Here is a 21813-nt window from a genome sequence, read left to right as displayed (position 1 = left end):
CACCCAACCGATAGCAAAACGCGAATTTTTCCTCTCATAACTCGCGAAACGGTCTAACGTCGGTCGTAGCTCGGCTGTCGCCGGGTTCAGGACAAAAAGGGATGGAGTGACTCACGTCATGGCTAACAAGATGCTCGGGAAGGTCGTCGCTGGTGCCGCCCTCGGCGGTGCGTCGCTGCTGGTGTTCGCTCCCGCCACCGCTCTCGCCGACGGGGGCCGGCCGGACGGCGAGCACGACAAGGGCCGCGTCCTGGCCGAGCCCACGGCCGTCGAGGCCGGGCACAAGGTCAAGCTCGTCGAGATCTGCCAGGAGGCGCAGGAGGAGGCCTTCGTCTGGTCCGAGGTGACCGGCAAGGTCAAGCTGCGCCCCGCCGAGAAGAAGGACCGCGAAGAGGGCGGCCGGCACGGCGAGGACCGCGAGCGGGGCGGCGAGTCCTGGCACGGCAAGGGCTCGCGCGGCGAGGACGAGGGCTCGCGCGGCGAGGAGAAGGACCGGCACGGCAAGGGCTCCCGTGGTGAGCACGAGGGCTCCTACGGCGAGGAGGAGAACGGCTCCTACGGCGACGAACGCGGCTCCTACGAGGAGGGCAAGCAGGAGGACGGCGGCTGGGGCGGCGGGGCCGCCGACGACGCCTCCGACGAGGCCAAGAAGAAGGAAGAGGATGAGCGGAAGAAGGAGGAGGAAGCCAAGAAGCACGAGGGCGAGAAGAAGGGCGAGGAGTCCGGGGAGGCCAAGGAGCACGAGCGGGCCGACGAGGACGAGGCGCGCGAGGAGAAGGAGTTCGTGTACTTCGCCGAGGTCAAGATCCCGTGGGACACCGAGCCGGGCGCGTACGAGCTGAAGGGCTCGTGCGGCGAGGGCGAACTGGTCGTCCTGCCGCGCGGCGGCGTCGAGGCCGGTGCCGGCGGCACCGGGGCCGGCACCGACACGGGCCTGGCCGCCAGCGGGGCGGGCATGCTGGGCGCCGCGGCGCTCGGTGGCGTCGTGCTGATGCGGCGGCGCCGGACCAATGGATCCCTGGTCTGACGTGCGGACGAACCGGGCCGGCGGCCGTCACGGAACCCCGTGGCGCGCCGCCGGCGCGGCCGTCGTCCTCACCGTCGCCATGGCCGGGGCGGCGATGCTGGGCGTGGCGATGCGTCCCGAGACCACCGCCCCGCCACCGCAGCCGCTGACCCAGGCCGGGCCGACCCACCCCGCCGACCGGGCCGACCCCGACCTGGTACCGCCGTCGGAGGAGCCGCGGGACGTGGCCGCCGCCCTGCCCCGGTCCCAGCCGACGGCCGTGTCGATCCCGCAGATCGGGGTGCACGCCCGGATCGTCCCGCTGGGCACGAACCCGGACGGCACGGTGCAGACCCCGCCGCTGGAGCAGGCCGACCTCACCGGCTGGTACGAGCCGGGGGCCAGTCCGGGCGAGACCGGCAACGCGGTGATCGTCGGGCACGTCGACAACCGCGACGGTCCCGCCGTCTTCTGGGAACTCGGCGCGCTCCAGCCCGGGAGCAGCATCCGGGTCAGCCGGGCCGACGGCCGGACGCTCACCTTCACCGTCGAGGCGGTCCGGTCGTACCCGAAGACCGAATTCCCCAGCACCCTGGTGTACGGCCCGAACGACCGGCCGGGCCTGCGGCTGGTCACCTGCGGCGGGCAGTTCGACCGCTCCGCGCGGACGTACCTGAACAACACGGTGGTCTTCGCCACCCTCGCCGAGTGAGCCGGCCGGCGCGGTTGGTTGACCGCGCCGGCCGGGGGGGTCAGGCGGCGGCGGAGGTCCGGACCAGGGTACGGATCTGGCGCAGCAGCACCGACAGGGCGGCGAGGTCCGCCCGGGACTCGTCGAACTCCCCCATCGCCCGCTGCGCCCGGTGGATCGAGGTGGCGTTCGACTGCTCCCACTGCGACACCCGCTCGTGCGGCGGCTGGCTGTCCGGGGTGGAGTCGAGCACCTCCGCGGTGAGCGCGGCCAGCGCGGCGTACAGGTCGTAGCGCAGCGCCATCCGGGCCAGCGTCTGCCACCGGTCCTCCCGGGGCAGCAGGGAGATCTTCGACAGCAGGGTGTCCACCCGGAACCGGTCGGAGAGGACGAAGTAGATCGAGGCCACCTCGTCCACGTCCCGACCGGTCTGCGCGGCGGTCTCCACCACGTCGAGCAGGCCGAAGCTGTACATCAGCCGGGTGGCCCGCTCGGCCAGTTCCCGGGGCAGCCCCTTGCGGGTCGAGGAGTCGATGTGTTCGGCGATGGCCTCCCGCTCGCTGCCGTAGAAGAGGCCGTCCAGCTTCGGCAGCAGCCGGGCCACCCCGTCGCGCAGCCGGGCGATCTCCGCCGGCACGTCCAGCGGGGACCGTCGGTTGGTCACCAGCCACCGGACCGCCCGGTCGAGCAGCCGCCGGCTGTCCAGGTAGACGCCGGTCTGCACCTCCGGGTCGACCCGGTTGTCCAGCGCCTCGATCGCGTCCCACAGCTCGCGCAGCCCGAACACCTCGCGGACCACCACGTACGCCCGGATCACGTCCGCCGCCGAGGCCGCCGTCTCCTCGACGACCCGGAAGACGAACGAGATGCCGCCCCGGTTGATCGCCTCGTTGACCAGCACCGTGGTCACGATGTCCCGGCGCAGCCGGTGCCGGCCCATCCGGTCGGCGAACCGCTGCCGCATCGGCGTCGGGAAGTAGTTGACCAGGACGTCGGTCGTCCACTCCTCGTCCGCGATCCCCTCGGTGAGGATCTCCCGCTCCAGCGCGATCTTCACGTACGCGAGCAGCACCGCGAACTCCGGCGCGGTCAGCCCGGACTCGGCCCGGACCGCCAGCTCGTCGTCGGACGGCAGGCCCTCCAGCGCCCGGTCCAGCACCCCGGAGCGCTCCAGTTCGCTGATCATCCGGCGGTGCACCGGGAGCAGGGAGCCGGCCTGAGCCTGCGAGTTGTTGATCGCCCGCGCCTGGTCGTAGTTGTCCCGCAGCACCAGTTCGCCGACCTCGTCGGTCATCGCGGCGAGCAGCTCGTCCCGCTCCGGCCGGTCCAGTTCGCCGTCGGCGACCGCCGTGTTCAGCAGGATCTTGATGTTCACCTCGTGGTCGGAGCAGTCCACCCCGGCCGCGTTGTCGATGAAGTCGGTGTAGATCCGCCCGCCGGCCAGCGCGTACTCGATCCGGCCGTGCTGGGTGAAGCCGAGGTTGCCGCCCTCGCCGACCACCCGGCAGCGCAGGCTGCGGCCGTCGACCCGGATGGCGTCGTTGGACTTGTCCCCCACCTCGGCGTTGGTCTCGCCGGCCGACTTGACGTAGGTGCCGATACCGCCGTTCCAGAACAGGTCCACCGGGGCGGTGAGGATCGCCTTCATCAGCTCCTGCGGGGAGAGCTGGGTGACGTCCCCGGCCAGGCCGAGCACCCCGCGCACCTGCGGCGTGATCGGGATCGACTTGGCGGTCCGCGAGTGCACCCCGCCGCCGGCCGAGATCAGCGACCGGTCGTACTCCTCCCACGACGAGCGGGGCAGCTCGAACAGCCGCTTGCGCTCGGCGTACGAGCTGGCCGCGTCCGGGTCGGGGTCGATGAAGATGTGCCGGTGGTCGAAGGCGGCCACCAGCCGGATGTGCTCCGAGAGCAGCATCCCGTTGCCGAACACGTCACCGGACATGTCGCCGACGCCGACCACGGTGAAGTCCTGCTTCTGGGTGTCGTGCCCCAGCTCCCGGAAGTGCCGCTTCACCGACTCCCAGGCGCCCCGGGCGGTGATGCCCATCTTCTTGTGGTCGTACCCGGCCGAGCCGCCGGAGGCGAACGCGTCGCCCAGCCAGAAGGTGTGCGCCGCCGAGATCTCGTTGGCGATGTCGGAGAAGGTCGCGGTGCCCTTGTCCGCCGCCACCACCAGGTACGGGTCGTCGGCGTCGTGCCGCACCACGTCCGCCGGGGGCACGATCTCGCCGCTGACGATGTTGTCGGTGACGTCGAGCAGGGCGGAGATGAACTCCTTGTAGCAGATCACCGCCTCGTCCCGGTCGCCCGGCTTCTGCTTGAGCACGAAGCCGCCCTTGGCGCCCACCGGCACGATCACGGCGTTCTTCACCATCTGCGCCTTGACCAGGCCGAGCACCTCGGTCCGGAAGTCCTCCCGCCGGTCGGACCAGCGCAGCCCGCCCCGGGCCACCGGGCCGAACCGCAGGTGCACCCCCTCGAACCGGGGCGAGTACACGAAGATCTCGAACTTCGGCCGGGGCGCCGGCAGGTCCGGGATGGCCTGCGGGTCCAGCTTGAACGCCACGTACGACTTGGGCCGGCCGTCGGGCCGCTTCTGGTAGAAGCTGGTCCGCAGGGTGGCCTGGATCAGGGTCAGGTACGAGCGTAGGATCCGGTCCTGGTCGAGGCTGGCCACCTCGTCCAGCGCCTCGGTGACCGCCGTGACCAACTCCTTGCCGCGCGCCTCGCGGCCCGCCGCGTCCAGCCCCGACTCGGGGGCGAACCGGACCTCGAAGAGCTCCACCAGCAGCGCGGCGATGCCCGGGTTCGCGGTGAAGGTCGACTCCACGTAGTCCTGGGAGAAGACCGTGCCGGCCTGGCGCAGGTACTTCGCGTACGCGCGCAGCACCACCACCTGCCGCCAGGTCAGCCCGGCCCGCAGCACCAGCTCGTTGAAGCCGTCCACCTCGGCCTCGCCCCGCCAGGCGGCGGCGAAGGCGTTCTCCACGTGCGGGCGGACCTCGGCCAGCTCCTGGTGCCCCTCGGGCAGGTGCAGACCGAAGTCGTACAGCCAGATCCGGCCGTCGATCCGGTCCACCTCGTACGGGTGCTCGTCGACCACCTTCACGCCGAGCGAGTGCAGCACCGGCAGCACCGCCGAGAGCATCATCGGCTCGCCGTACCGGTACACCTTGAACCGGACGTTCATCGCCTCGTCCAGCTCCGCCACCCGCTGCCCCGGACGCGGGGCGAGCTGCTTGCGGAACAGGTGCATCTCCAGCTGGCCGGGCTCCTCCAGCAGCTCCAGCTTGGCCAGGTCCTTCATCGCCTCGTACGGCGTGTGCCCGTCCTTGTACCCCTCGGGGAACGCGTCGGCGTACCGGGTGAACAGGTGCTTGGCCTGCTCGTCGCCGAGCTTGCGCTCCAGCACCAGCCGGTAGTCGTCGTCCCAGAGCCGGGTGGCGTCGGCCAGTTCCTCGGCGAGCAGGTCGGCGTCGATCTCCCCCGGCGGGTTGCCCGGGTCGGTCCGGACGATGAAGTGCACCCGGGCCAGCATCGACTCGGTGACCCGGGTGGTGTAGTCCACCCCGACACCGTTCAGCTCGCGCAGCAGGATGTCCTGCATCCGCAGCCGGTTCTGGGTGGTGAACCGGTCCCGGGGCAGGTAGATCAGGCAGGAGATGAACCGCCCGTACGCGTCCCGGCGCAGGAAGACCCGCAACTGCCGGCGGCCGGCCATCCGCAGCACGCCGATCACCGCGTGGTACAGGTCGTCGGTCTTGATCTGGAACAGCTCGTCGCGCGGGTAGGTCTCCAGGATCTGGAGCAGGTCCTTGCCGGAGTGGCTGCGCTGGCTCAGGCCGGAGCGCTCCAGCACCTCGGCGACCTTGCGCCGGACCACCGGCAGCTCCCGGACGCTGGTCCGGTACGCGGCGGTGGAGAAGAGCCCGAGGAAGCGCCGCTCGCCGACCACCTCGCCGTGCTCGTCGAAGATCTTGAAGCCGATGTAGTCCAGGTACGCCGACCGGTGCACGGTGGCCCGGGAGTTCGCCTTGGTGATGATCAGCAGGCGCTTCTCCAGCACCTTCTCGTGCGCCTCCGGGGTCATCGAGGCCAGCGCCCGCGCCTCCGGGGCGTCCTGGCGCAGGATGCCCAGCCCGGTGCCGAGGACCGCCTCCAGCGCCTTGCCGCCGGTGCCGCCGGCCGGGTCGTCCGACGGCGCGTCGACCAGCCGGTACTCCCGGTAGCCGAGGAAGGTGAAGTGGTCGTGGGCGAGCCAGCGCAGCAGCTCCACCGAGTCGGTGATGTCCTTCTCCGGCACCGGTGGGCGGCTCTCGGAGGTCCGCGCCGAGGCGAGGTCGTCGGCGAGCGTCAGGGCCGACTGGCGCATCTTCGGCCAGTCCTCCACCGCCTCCCGCACGTCGGTGAGCACCCGCTGGAGCTCGCGGCGCAACTGGTCGCGCTGCCCGGCGTCGCGGATCGGGTCGATCTCGATCCGCATCCAGCTCTCGACCAGGTCCCCGGCGATCGCGTCGTCGGGCTCGACGTCGGCGGAGACCTCGGTCAGCCGGCCCAGCGGCTCCCGCCGGACCACCACCAGCGGGTGGACCAGCATGTGCACGTCGAGGTGGTGCGCGTTGAGCAGCGCCGTCATCGAGTCGACCAGGAACGGCATGTCGTCGGTGACGATCTCGATGACCGTGTGGTGCTGGTCGGCACCGGGTGCGTGGATCCGCAGTTTCAGCTCGCCCGGCACCCGCTGCTCGGCGAGGTCCCGGTGCGCGCGGGCGGCGTCGAGCATCTCCTCCGGGGTGAAGCCGATCAGCTCCTCGTCCGGCGCGAACCGCCAGAACCGGCCGACCAGGGTGGCCGCGTCGTGGTCGTCCCCGGCCAGGGCCACCGCCTGGGCCACCAGCCGCTCCGCGTTCGGCACCGGCTCGTCGAGCTCGGCGTCCTCCACGTCGTCGGCCAGTGCCTCGGGGGGTAGGCCGAGATCGTAGAGGGTGTCGACACTCGAACCGGTCAACCCGGTCACTCCGGTGTCGAGTCGGCCGTGGCCGTCCCCGTCGGTCGCCGTATCGAAGCTGTCGTCCCGGCCGGTGTCAACCTGCCGGAGGTCGGGACCCGGTTTGATCGCCGGACGCCGGTCCATTGGTGCACTCCCCTCAACCCACGGCGTTGTGGGTCACTCTCCGCCCAGCCTAGGCCTGCCGATCTCCACGCTGCTCGGCGGACCACCGGCCGGACGTCCGGATCGGGGTTGAAGTCCATTCACCCGTTGTGGGTACGTGGGCGAACGGTTGCTGGATACCCCGGCTCGGGATTTTCATCACACTCCCGGCCCACCCTCTTTACCGGATCCGTCCTGGCCGGGGCAGTGCCGGTGGCGACCTCGTACTAGCGTGCGGGGCAAGCCGAGCCGAGGGGAGCCCGATGCCACCCGCACGCCCGTTCCACCGTCCCGCCCGCCGGTACCTCGCCGTCGTGGCCGCCGTCACGATGGCCGCCGGGCTGCTGACCGGATGTTCGGACAGTGACGGGCCGGAGGGGAGCGTGGACGCCTTCCTGGCCGGCTGGCGCTCCGGTGACCTGACCCCGGTCGGGTTCATCGACCCCACCGGGGCCCGGATCAGCGCCGAGCAGGTCACCGACGAGCTGCGCGCGCTCGCCGGCGAGCTGGTGGACACCCCGCCCGAGCTGCACCGGTCGGGCGATGCCGAGATCACCCAGGACACCGCGACCAGCCGGTTCCGGGTGACCTGGACGCTGCCCGGCGACACCCGCTGGGAGTACGACCGGGAGCTGCGGCTGCGCCTCTCCGGTGACGACTGGCAGGTGATCTGGTCACCCGAGGTGGTGCACGAGCAGCTCACCAAGGGGGACCGGCTCGGGCTGCGGCGCACCGTGGCCACCCGGGCGGCGGTCCTGGACGCCGCCGGCGAGCCGATCGTCACGCCCCGGCCGGTGGTCCGGGTGGGGGTGCAGCCGAGCGAGGTCACCGACGTCCGGAAGCTCTCCGCCGACCTGACCGCCGCGTTCCGGGCGGTCAAGCCGCCGATCACTCCCCCGGTCGACCTCTCCGACCTGCCGAAACGAATCGCCGAGGCCAAGCCGGACGCCTTCGTCGAGGTGGTCACCCTGCGCCGCGCCGCCTACGACCAGATCCGGTCGCGGATCTACGACCTGCCGGGCACGAAGTACCAGTCCGACGAGCTCGACCTGGCTCCGACCCGGGAGTTCGCCCGCGCGCTGCTCGGCTCGGTGGACCCGGCCCAGGCCGACGACCTCAAGGCCCACCCCGACCGGTACGTCGCGGGCGACCTGGTCGGCCACGGCGGGCTCCAGGGCCGGTACGACGTGCGGCTCCGGGGCGTCCCCGGGGTCTCCGTGATCACCAGGCGCCCGGGGCCGGACGGCACCCTGGTCCCCACCGACACGGAGTTGTTCCGCCGCGAGCCGCAGCCGGGCGAGTCGCTGAAGACCACCCTGGACGTGCGGACGCAGAACGCCGCCGACGCGGCGCTGCGCGCCGAGAAGCGCAACTCCGCGCTGGTGGCGGTCCGGATCAGCGACAGGGCGGTGCTCGCCGTCGCCAACGGTCCCGGGGCGGCCGGCATGAACCTCGCCTTCACCGCGCAGGTGCCGCCCGGCTCCACCTTCAAGATGGTCAGCACGCTGGGCCTGCTGGACCGTGAGGCGATCACCCTCGACGGCCGGGTCGACTGCCCGAAGACGTTCACCGTCGAGGGCCGCTCCTTCAAGAACTCGAACGACTTCGAGCTGGGCTCGGTACCGTTCCGGACGGTCTTCGCCCGCTCCTGCAACACCGCCTTCGCCGCCCTGGCCCCGCAGCTCGGCCCGGACGGCCTCGCCGAGACCGGCCGGACGCTCGGCCTGGAGGGCACCTGGGACCTCGGCGTCGAGGCCTTCACCGGCAAGGTCTCCACCGGCGGGTCGGCGACCGAGCAGGCCGCCGCGGCCTTCGGGCAGGGCACCACCCAGGTCAGCCCGCTGGCCATGGCGGCGGCCACCGCCGCGGTCGCCAGGGGCCGATGGGAACAGCCGAACCTGCTGCTGGACCCGGCGCCGCAGCAGCGCGCCGAGCCCGGCCCGCAGCTCCGGGCCGAGTCGGTCGAGCCCCTGCGGACGATGATGCGCGCGGTGGTCACCACCGGCACCGGCAAGGCCCTGGCCGACGTCCCCGGCGACCCGGTGCACGGCAAGACCGGCACCGCCGAGTACGACGACAACCCCGCGAACACGCACGCCTGGTTCGTCGGGTGGCAGGGTGACGTGGCCTTCGCGGTCTTCGTCGAGAAGGGCGGCTCCAGCACCGACTCGGCCGTCCCGGTCACCGAACGCTTCCTGCGCGCCCTCCACCGCTGACCGGACGCTCCGCAGCCCCGGGCACCTCCACGGCGCCCGGTGGGTCCGCGTCGTCGGGCGCGGTTCCGCCCGTCGGCCCGACCTCGACCGGATCCCCGGCGGTGGCGTCGCCGGGGAACCCGTCCGACGGCCCGTCAGCGAACCCGTCGGCGGTGTCGTCGGGGGGCGGGTGGCGCGGTTCCGGGGCCAGCGGTCGGAGCGTCCTGGCGGCGGGTGGGGTGAAGGACGGTGGCGGCCACGGCGGTGCCGTGTCCGGGGCGGAGACCGGGGCCAGCCCGGCGACCAGGGTGTTGACGATCTCGGCGGCGTACGCGCCGTCCGGGTCGTAGTCGGGGTCGAAGACGGTCAGCTCGACGCCGAGGCAGTGCGGGGTGTCCACCAGGCCGGCCAGCAGGATCTCCAGCTCGGCGAAGGCGATCCCGCCGGGGTCGGGGGCGTCGACCGCCGGCATCACCGCCGGGTCCAGCACGTCCACGTCGATGTGCACCCAGTACCCGGCGCAGTCGGCGAGCTGCTCGTGGGCCCACTGTGCGGTCCGGGCCGCACCCTCGGCGCGCAGCGCCGGCACCGGCCGGTTGACGATCCCGGCCGCCTGGAGGTCGAGACGGTACTCGTCCTGGGCGCGGATGCCGAGGACCACCACGTCGATGTCCCGGAAGTACGGCCGGCGTCCCTCGATGGCGGCCAGGTCGGCCTGCCCACGCCCGGTGACCAGGGCGAGGTCCTCGCCGGCCGCCGCGCCGACGTAGGAGGCGTTGCCGGGGTGCCGGAAGTCGGAGTGGCCGTCGACGAAGACCAGCCCGATCCGGCCGCCGACCGCCTCACCGAGCCGGTGCATGGCCAGCGCCGACCCGATCAGCACCGAGCAGTCACCGCCCAGGAGCAGCGGGAACTCCCCCCGGTCGATGATCGCGCCGAGCCGGCCGGCCAGCGCGGTCGAGTACGCGGCGATCTCCCGCGCGTGGCAGACCCCGTCCCCGGGACGCCAGTCACCGGGGTCGTACCGGGGCGGGGTCAGGCAGCCGGCGTCCCGGGCCCCCAGCCGGGCGACCAGGTCGTGGTCACGCAGCGCCCCGGGCGCCTTCCCGCAGCCGGGCACCGAGGTCAGCGTGGGTGGACGCAGGCCGAGGTTGGTCGGCGCGTCGAGGACGGCGATCCGACGCTTCATGGGCACCCGTCCTCCGTCCCTGCCTGCTCGGTCGCTGGTCTGCTCGGTCCCTGAGTGCTCGGGCGGGCCGGCCGGTGCCGGCCCGCGCTGCGGACATCCGTACCGGGCACGGGAGGCGGCCCGGGGCGGGGCTAGAACAGGGCGCTGGCCAGGGCCCGACGGGCGGAGGCGACGGCGGGGTCGTCCGGCCCGGCGACGCTGAACAGCGACACCAGGTGCTGGCGTACCTTCTCCCGGTCCTCGCCGTTGGTCCGCCGCACCACGGCGACCAGCCGGGCGTACGCCGACTCGGCCAGGCCGGAGAGCACCTCCACGTCGGCGGCGAGCAGCTGCGCGTCCACGTCGTCCGGCGCCGCCTCGGCGGCGGCCAGCGCCGTGGCCGGGTTCGCGCCGGCGACCCGCCGGGCCAGCCCGACCTGGGCCAGCCCCGCCTCGGCCACGGCGTCCGCCGGGGTCTCGGCCAGGATCTTCCGGTACGCGGCCTCGGCGGCGTCCAGGTCACCGCTCATCAGCGCGTCGTCGGCCTCGTCGAGCCGGGGGTCGCCCGGCGTCTCGACGGCCACCCCACCGGCGGCGAGCACGGCCTGGATCCACTGCCGGAGCTGCGCCTCGGGGACCACGCCGGAGAACGCGTCGACCGGCTGCCCGCCGACCACCGCGTAGACCATCGGGATGCCCTGCACCCGGAACATCTGGGCGATCCGGGGGTTGGCGTCGACGTCGATCTTGGCGAGCACCCAGGCGCCGCCGCCCTCGACCGCCAGCTTCTCCAGCACCGGGGAGAGCTGCTTGCAGGGCTGGCACCACTCGGCCCAGAAGTCGACGACCACCGGTGTCGTCAGCGAGCGTTCGAGGACCTCGGACTGGAAGGTCGCCTCGGTCACGTCGATCACGGTGACGCCGCCACCGGCGGCGGGGCCGCCCGGGACGCCGGTCGGCGACGGGCCGGTCGGGGCCGGGGCGGCGGGACGGGCAGGAGCCGGTGCGGGGGTGCGCAGCGCGCTGAGGTCGACCGCGCCGCGGGTGAAGATCGACGAGGTGATCCGTGGGTCGCTCATGGTTATCTAGTCTCGCACGCGGGCCACGGAACTCAGCTCAGCCGCGACGCCACAGTTGCCGCCCTCACCCTGCTCACCACCGTGCCCGCCGCCGCCCCCCGGCGGACCGTGGAGACGGGGCGGGCACGGGGATCGGGTCAGAAGCGGGCGGGCTCGCGGTAGACGCCCCACTCGGCGCGCAGCGCGTCGCAGATCTCGCCGAGGGTGGCCTCGGCGCGGACCGCGTCGAGCATGGCCGGGATCATGTTCTCCCCGGTCCGGCTCACCTCGACCATGCGCCCGACGGCGGCACGGACCGCCGCCTCGTCCCGGCCGGCCTTGCGCTGTGCCAGCATCCGGCGCTGCTCCAGCTCCACCTCGTGCGAGATGCGCAGGATCTCCAACTCCTTGGCGACCGTACCGGTGTGGCAGTTGACCCCGACGATCTTCTTCTCGCCCTTCTCCAGCGCCTGCTGGTACACGAAGGCCGACTCGGCGATCTGGCCGGTGAACCAGCCGTCCTCGATGCCGCGCAGGATGCCCGAGGTCATCGGGCCGATCTGGTGCGGGCCCTCCCCGCCGAGCTGACGGATCCGGGCGAAGATCTCCTCCGCCTCCGCCTCGATCTTGTCGGTGAGCGCCTCGACGTACCAGGAGCCGCCGAGCGGGTCGGCCACGTTGGTCACCCCGGTCTCCTCCATCAGCACCTGCTGGGTACGCAGGGCGATCTCGGCGGACTCGTCGGTGGGCAGGGCCAGGGTCTCGTCCAGGGCGTTGGTGTGCAGCGAGTTGGTGCCGCCGAGCACCGCCGCCAGCGCCTCCACGGCGGTCCGTACCACGTTGTTGACCGGCTGCTGGGCGGTCAGAGACACCCCGGCGGTCTGCGTGTGGAACCGCAGCCAGAGCGCCTTCTCGCTGGTCGCGCCGTACACCTCGCGCAGCCAGCGGGCCCAGATCCGGCGGGCGGCGCGGAACTTGGCGATCTCCTCGAAGAAGTCGAGGTGCGAGTCGAAGAAGAAGCTCAGGCCGGGTGCGAAGACGTTCACGTCCAGCCCCCGCGACAGCCCCAGCTCCACGTACCCGAACCCGTCGGCCAGGGTGTACGCCAGTTCCTGCGCGGCGGTCGAGCCGGCCTCGCGGATGTGGTACCCGGAGACCGACAGCGGCTTGTACCGGGGGATCTCCCGCGCGCAGTACTCCATCAGGTCGCCGATCAGGCGCAGGTGCGGCTCGGGCTCGAAGAGCCACTCCTTCTGCGCGATGTACTCCTTGAAGATGTCGGTCTGGAGGGTGCCGTCCAGCCGGGACAGGTCGGCGCCCTGCCGCTCGGCGGCGACCAGGTACATGCAGAACACCGGCACGGCCGGGCCGGAGATGGTCATCGAGGTGGTCACGGCGGCCAGGTCGATGCCGTCGAAGAGCACCTCCATGTCGGCGGCCGAGTCCACCGCGACCCCGCAGTGCCCGACCTCGCCGAGCGCCTGCGGGTCGTCGGAGTCGCGCCCCATCAGGGTCGGCATGTCGAAGGCGACGGAGAGCCCGCCGCCACCCGCGCCGAGGATCATCTTGTACCGCTCGTTGGTCTGGTGGGCGTTGCCGAACCCGGCGAACTGCCGGATCGTCCAGGTCCGCCCCCGGTACCCGGTCGGGTACAGCCCCCGGGTGTACGGGTACTCACCCGGCCAGCCGATCCGCTCGAAGCCCGGGTACCCGGTCCCCTCGGGCGGGCCGTAGACCGGGTCGACGGTCATCCCGGAGAGCGTGGTGAAGTCGGCGTCCCGCTTGCGCGCGGCGTCGTACCGGGCCTGCCAGCGGGCCCGTCCGGCGGCGATCTCGTCGGCGTTCATGGGCAGGGCTCCTCCTGAGTCCTCGACTGCACGTCGAGTGTAGATCCCGCACTGAACGATCGCTAAGGAGGTTGGTACCCGCCGGTAATCGGAGCCGACACGGGGCGCGACGGGCGCCGGCCGCCACCGGGCCCGCCCGGGTGCCGGCGTGGGCCGCCGGGGCTCACGGCGCCGGCGGGGCCGGTTCGTCCAGGACCACGTCGTCGACCCGGATGTTGATCTCCTCGACCCGCAGCCCGTACGCCTCGACGGCCTGCGTCACCTTCGTCCGGACCTCGTCGATCACCTGCGGGACCGGGTGCCCGGCGACGGTCACCAGCACCAGGTTGATCAGCGCCGCCCCGTTCGAGATGTGCGCCGAGCAGCCCCGGCGGGCGTCGCCGACCTGGTCGAGGCCGACCCGGTCCAGCACGGCGTTGACGAACCGGGCGAAGTCGCCACCGAGCTCGGCCACGCCCGGCACGGACCGGGTGGCCGCCACCGCGATCTTCTCCACCACCTCGGTGGAGATCCGCGTCCGCCCGCCCGCCACCGCGTCCGGGCTCAGGGCCAGTTCCTGGGTCTCCTCGAAGTTCACGGCCCACTCCCTGTCGTCCCGCCGCCGGTCGGTCGCCGCGCCGACCCGACGACGAGCGTACCGACCGGTAGATCCGCAGTGGACCGTCAGGCGCCGAGCTGGCCGAGGAGTTCGGCGGCGGCGGCGTACGGGTCGAGGCTGCCCCCGGCCACCCGCGCGGCGAGCGCCGACAGCTCCGTACCGTCGCGCAGGGAGCCGATCCGGGCGCGGAGCGCGCCGAGCGCGATCGCCTCGACCTCGGCGGCGGCCCGCGCCTCGCGGCGGCGGCGCAGCTCGTCGTGCTCGACCAGCCAGCCACGGTGCTTGTCGAGCGCGGCGGCGAGGTCGTCGATCCCCTCGCCCCGGGCGGCGACCGTCCGCACCACCTGCGGACGCCACTCGCCCGGCCCCCGCTCGCCGAGGGCGATGTTGCCCTGGATGTCCCGGACGGTGGCGTCCGCGCCGTCCCGGTCGGCCTTGTTGACCACGAAGACGTCGGCGATCTCCAGGATGCCGGCCTTGACCGCCTGGATCGCGTCGCCCATGCCCGGCGCGAGCAGCACCAGCGTGGTGTCGGCCAGCGAGGCGACCTCCACCTCGGCCTGCCCGACCCCGACGGTCTCCACCAGCACCACGTCGCAGCCGGCCCCCTCCAGCACCCGCACCGCCTGGGGCGTCGCGGCGGAGAGCCCGCCCAGGTGTCCCCGGCTGGACATCGACCGGATGTAGACCCCCGGGTCGGTGGCGTGGTCCTGCATCCGGACCCGGTCACCGAGGATCGCCCCGCCGGTGAACGGGCTGGACGGGTCGATCGCCAGCACGCCGACCCGGTGCCCGCGCGAGCGCAGCGCGCGGACCAGCTCGTTGGTGGTGGTCGACTTGCCCACCCCGGGCGACCCGGTCAGCCCCACCACCTGCGCCTGCCCGGCGTAGGGCGCGAGCGCCGCCGCCACCTGCGGCAACAGGTCGTCACCGGACTCGACCAGGGTGATCAGCCGGGCCACCGCGCGAGGGTCACCCGCGCGGGCCCGCTCCACCAGCAGGGGTACGTCCCGACTGCGCCGGATCGACCCGGTGACGTGGGCGCCCCCGGCCGGGCCGGCACCCCCGGCGGGGCCGGGACGGTCCGCCGGGACGCGCTCGACGCCGGTGCCCACGGTCAGCCCTCGGCGCCCGTCGGCACGTGGATGATCAGCGCGTCGCCCTGGCCGCCGCCGCCGCAGAGCGCCGCCGCCCCGGTACCGCCGCCGCGCCGCTTGAGCTCCAGGGCCAGGGTGAGCACCAGCCGGGCGCCGGACATGCCGATCGGGTGGCCCAGGGCGATCGCCCCGCCGTTGACGTTGACCTTGTCGGGGCCGACCCCGAGGTCCCGGGTGCTCTGGATGCCGACCTGGGCGAACGCCTCGTTGATCTCGATCAGGTCGAGGTCGGAGACGGTCAGGCCGGCCTTGCGCAGGGCGTGCTGGATCGCGTTCGCCGGCTGGGAGTGCAGGGAGTTGTCCGGGCCGGCGACGTTGCCGTGCGCGCCGACCTCGGCCAGCCAGGTCAGCCCCAGCTCCTTGGCCTTGGCCTTGCTCATCACGACCACCGCGGCGGCGCCGTCGGAGATCGGCGAGGCACTGCCGGCGGTGATGGTGCCGTCCTTGGCGAAGGCGGGCCGCAGCTTGCCCAGCGACTCCCCGGTGGTGTCCGGCCGGATCCCCTCGTCCTCGCTGACCACCAGCGGGTCGCCCTTGCGCTGCGGGATGATCACCGGGGTGATCTCGTCGGCGAAGTGGCCGTTCTTCTGCGCGGCGGCGGCCCGCTGGTGGCTGGCGGCGGCGAACTCGTCCTGCTCGGCGCGGGTGATGCCGTGCCGGGCCCCGTGCCGCTCGGTGGACTCCCCCATCGAGCAGCGGTCCCAGGCGTCGGTGAGCCCGTCCAGCGCCATGTGGTCCTTGATCGTCACGTCGCCGTACTTGTAGCCGGTGCGCTGGCCGAGCAACAGGTGCGGGGCGTTGGTCATCGACTCCATGCCGCCGGCCACCACCACGTCGAACTCACCGGCCCGGATGAGCTGGTCGGCGAGCGCGATCGCGTCCAGGCCGGAGAGGCAGACCTTGTTCACCGTCAGGGCGGGCACCGACATCGGGATGCCCGCGGCCACCGCGGCCTGCCGGGCCGGGATCTGGCCGGCGCCGGCCTGGAGCACCTGCCCCATCACGACGTACTGCACCTGGTCGGGGGTGACACCGGCACGTTCCAGGGCGGCCCGGATCGCGATGCCGCCCAGCTCGGTCGCGGAGAGGTCCTTGAGGTTGCCGAGCAGGCGCCCCATCGGGGTCCGCGCGCCGCTGACGATCACCGAAGCCATGTCCGCCTCCGAGGGGGTGCCGACCGTACGCCTTAACGATTGTTCGGTCAGACTAACGCCATGGCTGAGAACTCCCCCGTCGAGCCCGCTGCGGAACATCTCACAGACGTCGGGCTGCTCCGCATCGACCACGTCGGTATCGCCGTCGCCGACCTGGACGCGGCGATCGACTTCTATCAACGCACCTTCGGGATGCGCTGCGTGCACACCGAGACCAACGTCGAGCAGGGCGTCCGCGAGGCGATGCTGGCGGTCGGGCCGACCGCCGAGGGTGGGTGCGTGCAACTGCTCGCCCCGGCGACCCCGGAGTCGACGATCGCGAAGTTCCTGGACCGCAGCGGGCCGGGCGTGCAGCAGGTGGCGTACACGGTGGCCGACGTCGACGCGGCCAGCGCGGCGCTGCGCGCCCGGGGGCTGCGCCTGCTCTACGACACCCCGCGCCGGGGCACCGCCGGCGCCCGGATCAACTTCGTCCACCCGAAGGACGCCGGTGGCGTCCTGGTCGAACTGGTCGAACCGGCCCCCGGCCACTGACCGCCCCGACACGTCCCGTCCCGCCCGCCCGCCCCCGGACCGGCCCGACCCGGCCGGGGGCGCAGGCGACGGGGCGGGCGGCGGGCCGTCCGGTGGAGGTGCGGTCGCCCATTGCGGCGATCCACGATTGCCTTTCCACACCGGAGGCACGGCACCCATTCGCGCGATAGCGGCGCGGCTCACAATGGGCTCCGGGGGTCGCTCCCCCGGGCCTTTTCCCGGCCGCCCACGACCTCGACCGGCCGGCCCGGGACCTGCCAAGATCGCCGGGCCGACTTGACCATGTAAAGAGGACACGAAAGCTGGCGGCCACTCTTGCGAAGCACCCTGGGGCGTCTGCGAGTATGTCCCAATGCCCCAGCAGCAGTCCTCCCCTCTGGCGTTCTTCGATAACGCGAACTCGCAGCCCGATTTCACGGTTGGCCTGCGCGGATACAACGTCGGACAGGTCGACGACTTCATCGGTCGGCTCACCGCGGCCCTGACCCAGTCCGAGCAGGCCCGCGCCGAGGCCGAGCAGCGGATGAACGACGCGCAGCGCCGGCTCCGCCAGGCCGAGCAGCGGCAGGCCGCCCTCGAGCAGAAGCTCACCGAGACCAACAAGCAGCTCGAGGAGAACAGCCGGCCGACCCTCTCCGGGCTCGGCACCCGGGTCGAGCAGATCCTGCGGCTGGCCGAGGAGCAGGCCAACGACCACCGCAACGAGGCCAAGCGCGAGTCGGAGGGCATCCTCTCGGCGGCCCGCCTGGAGGCGCGCGAGATCACCGACAAGGCCCGCGCCGAGGCCGCCGCGATGAAGGCCACCGCCGAGCGGGAGGCGGGCAGCGTCCGCACCGCCGCCGAGCGGGAGGCCGCCGAGGTCCGGGTGCAGGCCCGCCGCGAGGCCGACACGCTGCGCGCCGACGCCGAGCGCGAGACCAAGCAGCTGCGCACGGTGACCGCGCACGAGGTGGCCGAGCTCAAGTCGACCGTCGAGCGCGAGGTGGCCACCCTGCGGGCCACCGCCGAGCGGGAGATCACCCAGCAGCGGGCCAAGGCCGCCCGCGAGGCCGAGGAGAAGCGCGCCGAGGCGACCAAGCTGCTGACCGACGCCCGGGACAAGCGGGACAAGGACCTCCAGGCCCTGGAGCTGCAACTCGCCGAACGGCGGGAGAAGGCCGAGCGGGAGGAGTCGGAGCGGCACGCCGCGCAGGTCGCGCAGACCCAGAAGCTGGTCAGCGAGGCCGAGCAGCGGGCCCGCGCCGCGCAGGACCGGGCCAAGGAGATCGAGCAGCGCGCCGAGGCCCGCCGGGTCGAGTCGGAGCGGACCGCCTCGGACACGGTCGAGAAGGCCAAGGCCCTGTCGGAGAAGACCCTGAACGAGGCCAAGGCCGAGGCGAAGCGGCTGCTCACCGAGGCCCGGACCGAGGCCGAGCTGACCACCCAGGCGGCCCGCCGCGAGGTCGAGGACCTGACCCGGCAGAAGGACGCGGTCACCTCGCAGCTCGGCCAGATGCTCTCCGGCCTCGCCGGGATCGTCCCGGGTGTGCCGCCGGCCGCGTCGGCGGGTGGCGCCCCGGCACCGGAGAAGGCTCCGGCGGAGGGCGCCCAGGAGCCCGTCGCGGCGGAGAAGAACAGCTAGGGCCGGCGCAACTGCCGGGGCATTCGGCACGGCGCGGGGTGACATCGGGTGACCGGTGGGACCTCGCGCCGTATTGTGCGTCCCGTACCGTGATATCCGGTCGGGTCGCATCAGTGAAGTAGGTCCCATCGGGGCCGTCCGTATCGCCCCCCTGAGGCCGGGCGCGTGTGAGGATGGGTACATGTCGCACGGCGAGGAACTGTTCGCTCTCGGCGGGGACGTGACCACGGAGCCCAGCTTCGAGTCCGCCCTGCGGGGGTACGAGAAACGACAGGTCGACCGGTACGTTGCTCGTGCGGAGCACGAGATCGCGACACTCGCGGCCGAACGGGAACAGGCGTACACGCAGATCCACAAGCTGGCCGGCCAGGTCGAGGTGCTCCAGCGGGACCTCGCCCAGGTACGCAAGCAGGTGGGCGTGGTGGACCACGCCTCGTTCCGGCACCTCGGCCCCCGGGTGGAGCAGATCCTCACCCTCGCCGAGGAGCAGGCGGAGGCGATCCTGATCGCCGCGAGCGAGGAGATCGAGGCCCGGCGGGCCACCGCCGAGGGCATCATCGACGAGGCCCGGGAGCAGGCCAACAAGGTCCTCCAGGACTTCGAGATCGCGCTGTCGGCGCGGCGGGCCGAGGAGGAGCGGCACAGCGTCGCCCGGCGGGCCGAGGCCGAGGCGACGCTGCGGGCCGCCAAGCAGGAGGCTGCCGGCCTGCGCCGTTCCGCCCAGGAGGCGTTGACGAAGGCGCAGCAGGAGGCGACCCAGCTCCGCGACGCCGCCAAGGAGATCCACCACCGGGCACAGCAGGAGGCGACCAAGCTCCGCGACGCGGCCAGGGAGACGTTGGCGAAGGCCCAGCAGGAGGCCACCCAGCTCCGCGACGCCGCCAAGGAGGTGCACGCCAAGGCCCAGCAGGAGGCCAAGCGCCTGATCGACTCGGCGACCGAGGCCGGCCGGGCCACCCACGCCAAGGCCCAGCAGGAGGCCAAGAAGACCGTCGACCAGGCCACCGAGGCGGGTCGCGCCACCCGGGAGAAGGCCCAGCAGGAGGCCGACCGGATCACCACCCAGGCCACCGAGGCGGCCAAGCGCAACCGCGCCGAGACCGAGGCGTTCGTGCAGCGGATGCGCGACGAGACCGAGGCGTACGTCAAGCACGCGCGGGCCCAGACGCAGCAGGAGCTGGGCGCCTGGCGGGCCGGGGTGGAGAAGGAGGTCAACAGCCGGCGCGAGACGGCCGACCGGGAGCTGACCACCCGCCGCACCGAGGCCGAGGCCGAGTTCACCAAGCGCCGCGCCGAGCTGGAGCAGCAGCACAAGGCCCGGCAGGAGGAGCTGGCCCGGGCGCACAAGGCCCGGCACGACGAGCTGGAGGAGCGGTACCGCGCCCGCCAGGAGGAGATCGAGCAGGGCGCGGCGAAGGTCCGCGAGGCCGCCGAGCGGGACGCCGCCACGATGCGCCGGCAGGCCGAGGAGAAGGCCGCCGACCTGGTGGGTCGCGCCGAGACCGAGGCCGGCGAGAAGCGCCGCGCGGCCGACGAGCACGTGGCGGCGTCCCGGCGGCAGTTCGAGGAGTACGCCGCCACCACCCAGCAGCACCTGGCGACGACCCAGCAGCACCTCGCCGCCACCCAGCAGGAGGCCGCCGCCAGTCGCCAGCAGCTCGCCCAGGTGATGCTGGAGATCGCCCAGGCCCAGCAGCAGCTCGCCGACCTGCGGCAGGAGACCTGGAAGTCCCGCCAGGAGTCCGACGATCTCCAGCGGATCCTGCTGAACCTCCGGCAGGAGGTGGTCGCCGCCGGTGCCGCGCCGACCGGGCTCGGCCCGTCCGCCAAGGGCACGAAGCCCGCCGGTACCTCCGCCGCCGCCAACGGCGCGAAGCCCGCCGTCGCGACGCCCGCCGGGGCGGCTGCGTCCGCCAACGGCGCTGCCCCCACGGTGGCCCGTCCGGTCGCCGAGCCGGTCAGCACGGTGGACGCCGGCACCCCCAGCACGGGGGTCGACGGCGAGCCGACGGTGGCCGCGGTGCCGGGCGAGGGTGGCCGGGGCGCCACCCCGACGAAGATCACCAGCACCGGGGAGAAGGCGAAGCGGCCGACCAAGCCGACCACCGACGAGCGCAGCGCCAACCCGAGCAAGGTCACCGTCGAGTCCGAATGACGCCACCGGGGCGGGCGGGTGACCCCGGGGGCATGAAGCTGCAGAACGGGCAAATTTCGCCACTGCCGGCAGCACTCCACTGCGACCGGCATACCTGTCAGGAATAATTATTCCGCTCAGGTATGCCGCTCGTGCAGGTCACCTCTTCCCGGGCGGGACGGCTCAAGCGGGCTCGTCGGGGCGCGGGCCGGGCACCGGAGTGTCCGCGAAGGCGGCCACCGTGCGGTCGGCGTACCCGCTGACGTCACCGGTCTCCATCGGCCCGTCCCACTCGGTCGGCAGCGGCACCGTCACCTGCGGGTTGACCCGGCGTACCACCTCGTCCAGCACGGTCTCCGCGTCGCCGACCCAGAGGTGCTTGGCACCGGGCACCCCGACCACCTCGGCCTGCGGCACCGCCGCGAACCGCTGCCGGGCCTCGGCGGGGCGCAGGTTGTCGTCGAGCTCGGGGACGAGCGCGGTGAGCGGCTTGCCCGAGCGGGCCCAGGTCGCCAGGTCCTCCTCGGCGGAGTAGCGCAGCGGCGGCGAGAGCAGGATCGCGCCGGTCACCGCCGGGTCACAGCCGTGCCGCAGCGCCAGGTCGGTGCCGAAGGACCAGCCGAGCAGCCAGATGTTCGGCAGCTCGGCGAACTCGGCGTACTCGATCGCGGCGGCGACGTCGTAGCGCTCGCCGTCGGCGTTGTCGAAGGCGCCCTCGCTGGCGCCGCGCAGGCTGCTGGTGCCCCGGGTGTTGAAGCGCAGCACGGCCAGGTCGGCCAGGGCGGGCAGCCGCCACGCCGCCTTGCGCAGCACGTGGCTGTCCATCATGCCGCCGTGGGTCGGCAGCGGGTGCAGGCAGAGCAGCGTGGCCACCGGCGCCCGCTCCGCCGGCAGGGCCAACTCCCCGACCAGGCGCAGACCGTCGGCGGTGTGCAGCTCGATGTCCTCCCGGCGGCCGGGCAGGACGGAGGACGCACGGATCGGGGTGCTCACCGCTCCAGTGTGGCGCTGTCCCGACCGTTCCGCGCGGCCGGCCCGGATCCGCGTGACGAAGATCCCTCAGCCGGGCGGGCCGCGCCCGGCGCGGAGATCCCTGAGCCGGGCCGGACGCGCCCGGCGCGGAGACCCCTCAGCCGTGCCGGGGGGCGCCCCGGCCCCGGTGCAGCGCCGGGCCGCGCCGGTCCCGGGCCTGCCAGCAGCCGCTGTGCCAGTGCCGGCGGTCGGTCAGGTCACCCCGGTCGTCGGCCGGCCAGGCCACCACGTGCGCCACCCCGGGGCGGATCTCCTGGTCACAGCCGGGGCAGCGGTACGTCTTGGCCGACGCCCCGCCGCTGACGCCGCGTACCTGCCAGTCGCCGTCGCGCCACTGCTGGACCGAGGGCACACCCTGGCGTACCCGCTCGGGGTCCAGGTGCGCGGCGTCGTCCCGGCGGGGACGGTTGCGACGGGGGCTCACCTTGTCCAGCGTACGGGCGGTCCGGCGACGGTCCAGCCG

Annotated in this window: 14 protein-coding genes and 1 pseudogene; 6 read left to right on the top strand and 9 right to left on the bottom strand. The window is 73.2% G+C overall.

Features of this window, described 5'->3' with window-relative positions; translation table 11 throughout:
* Positions 1–118: 118 nt before the first annotated feature.
* Positions 119–1027, top strand: coding sequence for a hypothetical protein (locus tag ACQUFX_RS32040; protein WP_428963858.1), 909 nt, complete (start codon positions 119–121; stop codon positions 1025–1027).
* A gap of 1 nt (position 1028) precedes the next feature.
* Entirely contained in the window at positions 1029–1718 is a 690-nt protein-coding gene (locus ACQUFX_RS32035) for a class F sortase (RefSeq protein ID WP_428963857.1), read from the top strand.
* Between the two features lie 40 nt (positions 1719–1758).
* On the opposite strand, the gene ACQUFX_RS32030 is transcribed toward ACQUFX_RS32035, so the two are convergent.
* The gene (locus ACQUFX_RS32030) at positions 1759–6834 is read right to left on the bottom strand and encodes an NAD-glutamate dehydrogenase (RefSeq protein WP_428963856.1); all 5076 of its coding nucleotides are present in this window, start codon (positions 6832–6834) and stop codon (positions 1759–1761) included.
* Positions 6835–7115: 281 nt separating this feature from the next.
* On the opposite strand from ACQUFX_RS32030, the gene ACQUFX_RS32025 reads away from it, so the two are divergent.
* Entirely contained in the window at positions 7116–9068 is a 1953-nt protein-coding gene (locus tag ACQUFX_RS32025) for a penicillin-binding transpeptidase domain-containing protein (RefSeq protein WP_428963855.1), read from the top strand.
* 198 nt (positions 9069–9266) lie between these two features.
* On the opposite strand, the pseudogene ACQUFX_RS32020 reads toward ACQUFX_RS32025, so the two are convergent.
* The 6 genes and pseudogenes from ACQUFX_RS32020 to ACQUFX_RS31995 form a co-directional block, all read right to left on the bottom strand.
* Positions 9267–10236, bottom strand: a pseudogene (locus ACQUFX_RS32020) (arginase family protein); the annotation flags it as partial.
* Positions 10237–10367: 131 nt separating this feature from the next.
* Positions 10368–11294, bottom strand: a complete 927-nt coding sequence (locus tag ACQUFX_RS32015; protein ID WP_428963854.1) for a tetratricopeptide repeat protein — start codon at positions 11292–11294, stop codon at positions 10368–10370.
* Between the two features lie 137 nt (positions 11295–11431).
* The gene (locus ACQUFX_RS32010; protein ID WP_428963853.1) at positions 11432–13120 is read right to left on the bottom strand and encodes an acyl-CoA mutase large subunit family protein; all 1689 of its coding nucleotides are present in this window, start codon (positions 13118–13120) and stop codon (positions 11432–11434) included.
* Positions 13121–13283: 163 nt separating this feature from the next.
* A complete protein-coding gene (locus tag ACQUFX_RS32005) occupies positions 13284–13697 on the bottom strand; it encodes an Asp23/Gls24 family envelope stress response protein (RefSeq protein WP_428963852.1) in 414 nt (137 codons plus the stop codon).
* A gap of 86 nt (positions 13698–13783) precedes the next feature.
* Positions 13784–14743 (bottom strand): methylmalonyl Co-A mutase-associated GTPase MeaB, encoded by a 960-nt coding sequence (meaB, locus tag ACQUFX_RS32000; protein WP_428967143.1) that lies wholly within the window; start codon positions 14741–14743, stop codon positions 13784–13786.
* A 92-nt stretch (positions 14744–14835) separates the two neighbouring features.
* Entirely contained in the window at positions 14836–16029 is a 1194-nt protein-coding gene (locus ACQUFX_RS31995) for an acetyl-CoA C-acetyltransferase (RefSeq protein WP_428963851.1), read from the bottom strand.
* 60 nt (positions 16030–16089) lie between these two features.
* Here ACQUFX_RS31995 and mce point away from each other — a divergent pair, with 60 nt between their 5' ends.
* From mce to ACQUFX_RS31980, 3 genes are all read left to right on the top strand, one after another.
* Positions 16090–16563, top strand: coding sequence for a methylmalonyl-CoA epimerase (gene mce, locus ACQUFX_RS31990; protein ID WP_428963850.1), 474 nt, complete (start codon positions 16090–16092; stop codon positions 16561–16563).
* A gap of 352 nt (positions 16564–16915) precedes the next feature.
* Positions 16916–18184: a cell division protein DivIVA gene (locus tag ACQUFX_RS31985; RefSeq protein WP_428963849.1), complete on the top strand. Its 1269-nt coding sequence runs from the start codon at positions 16916–16918 to the stop codon at positions 18182–18184.
* A gap of 181 nt (positions 18185–18365) precedes the next feature.
* Positions 18366–20339 carry a coiled-coil domain-containing protein gene (locus tag ACQUFX_RS31980; RefSeq protein WP_428963848.1) on the top strand — a complete coding sequence of 658 codons (1974 nt, stop codon included), beginning with the start codon at positions 18366–18368 and terminating at the stop codon, positions 20337–20339.
* 162 nt (positions 20340–20501) lie between these two features.
* Here ACQUFX_RS31980 and ACQUFX_RS31975 read toward each other — a convergent pair whose 3' ends face one another.
* Positions 20502–21311: an alpha/beta hydrolase gene (locus tag ACQUFX_RS31975; protein WP_428963847.1), complete on the bottom strand. Its 810-nt coding sequence runs from the start codon at positions 21309–21311 to the stop codon at positions 20502–20504.
* A gap of 136 nt (positions 21312–21447) precedes the next feature.
* Positions 21448–21774 (bottom strand): hypothetical protein, encoded by a 327-nt coding sequence (locus ACQUFX_RS31970; protein WP_067362376.1) that lies wholly within the window; start codon positions 21772–21774, stop codon positions 21448–21450.
* Between the last annotated feature and the right edge of the window lie 39 nt (positions 21775–21813).

The organism is Micromonospora fluostatini (genome assembly GCF_050410825.1).
In the GTDB taxonomy this organism is placed as follows: Bacteria; Actinomycetota; Actinomycetes; order Mycobacteriales; family Micromonosporaceae; genus Micromonospora; species Micromonospora rosaria.
Note: the sequence above shows the minus strand (reverse complement) of the source record. Positions and strands in the feature narration are given on the sequence as shown.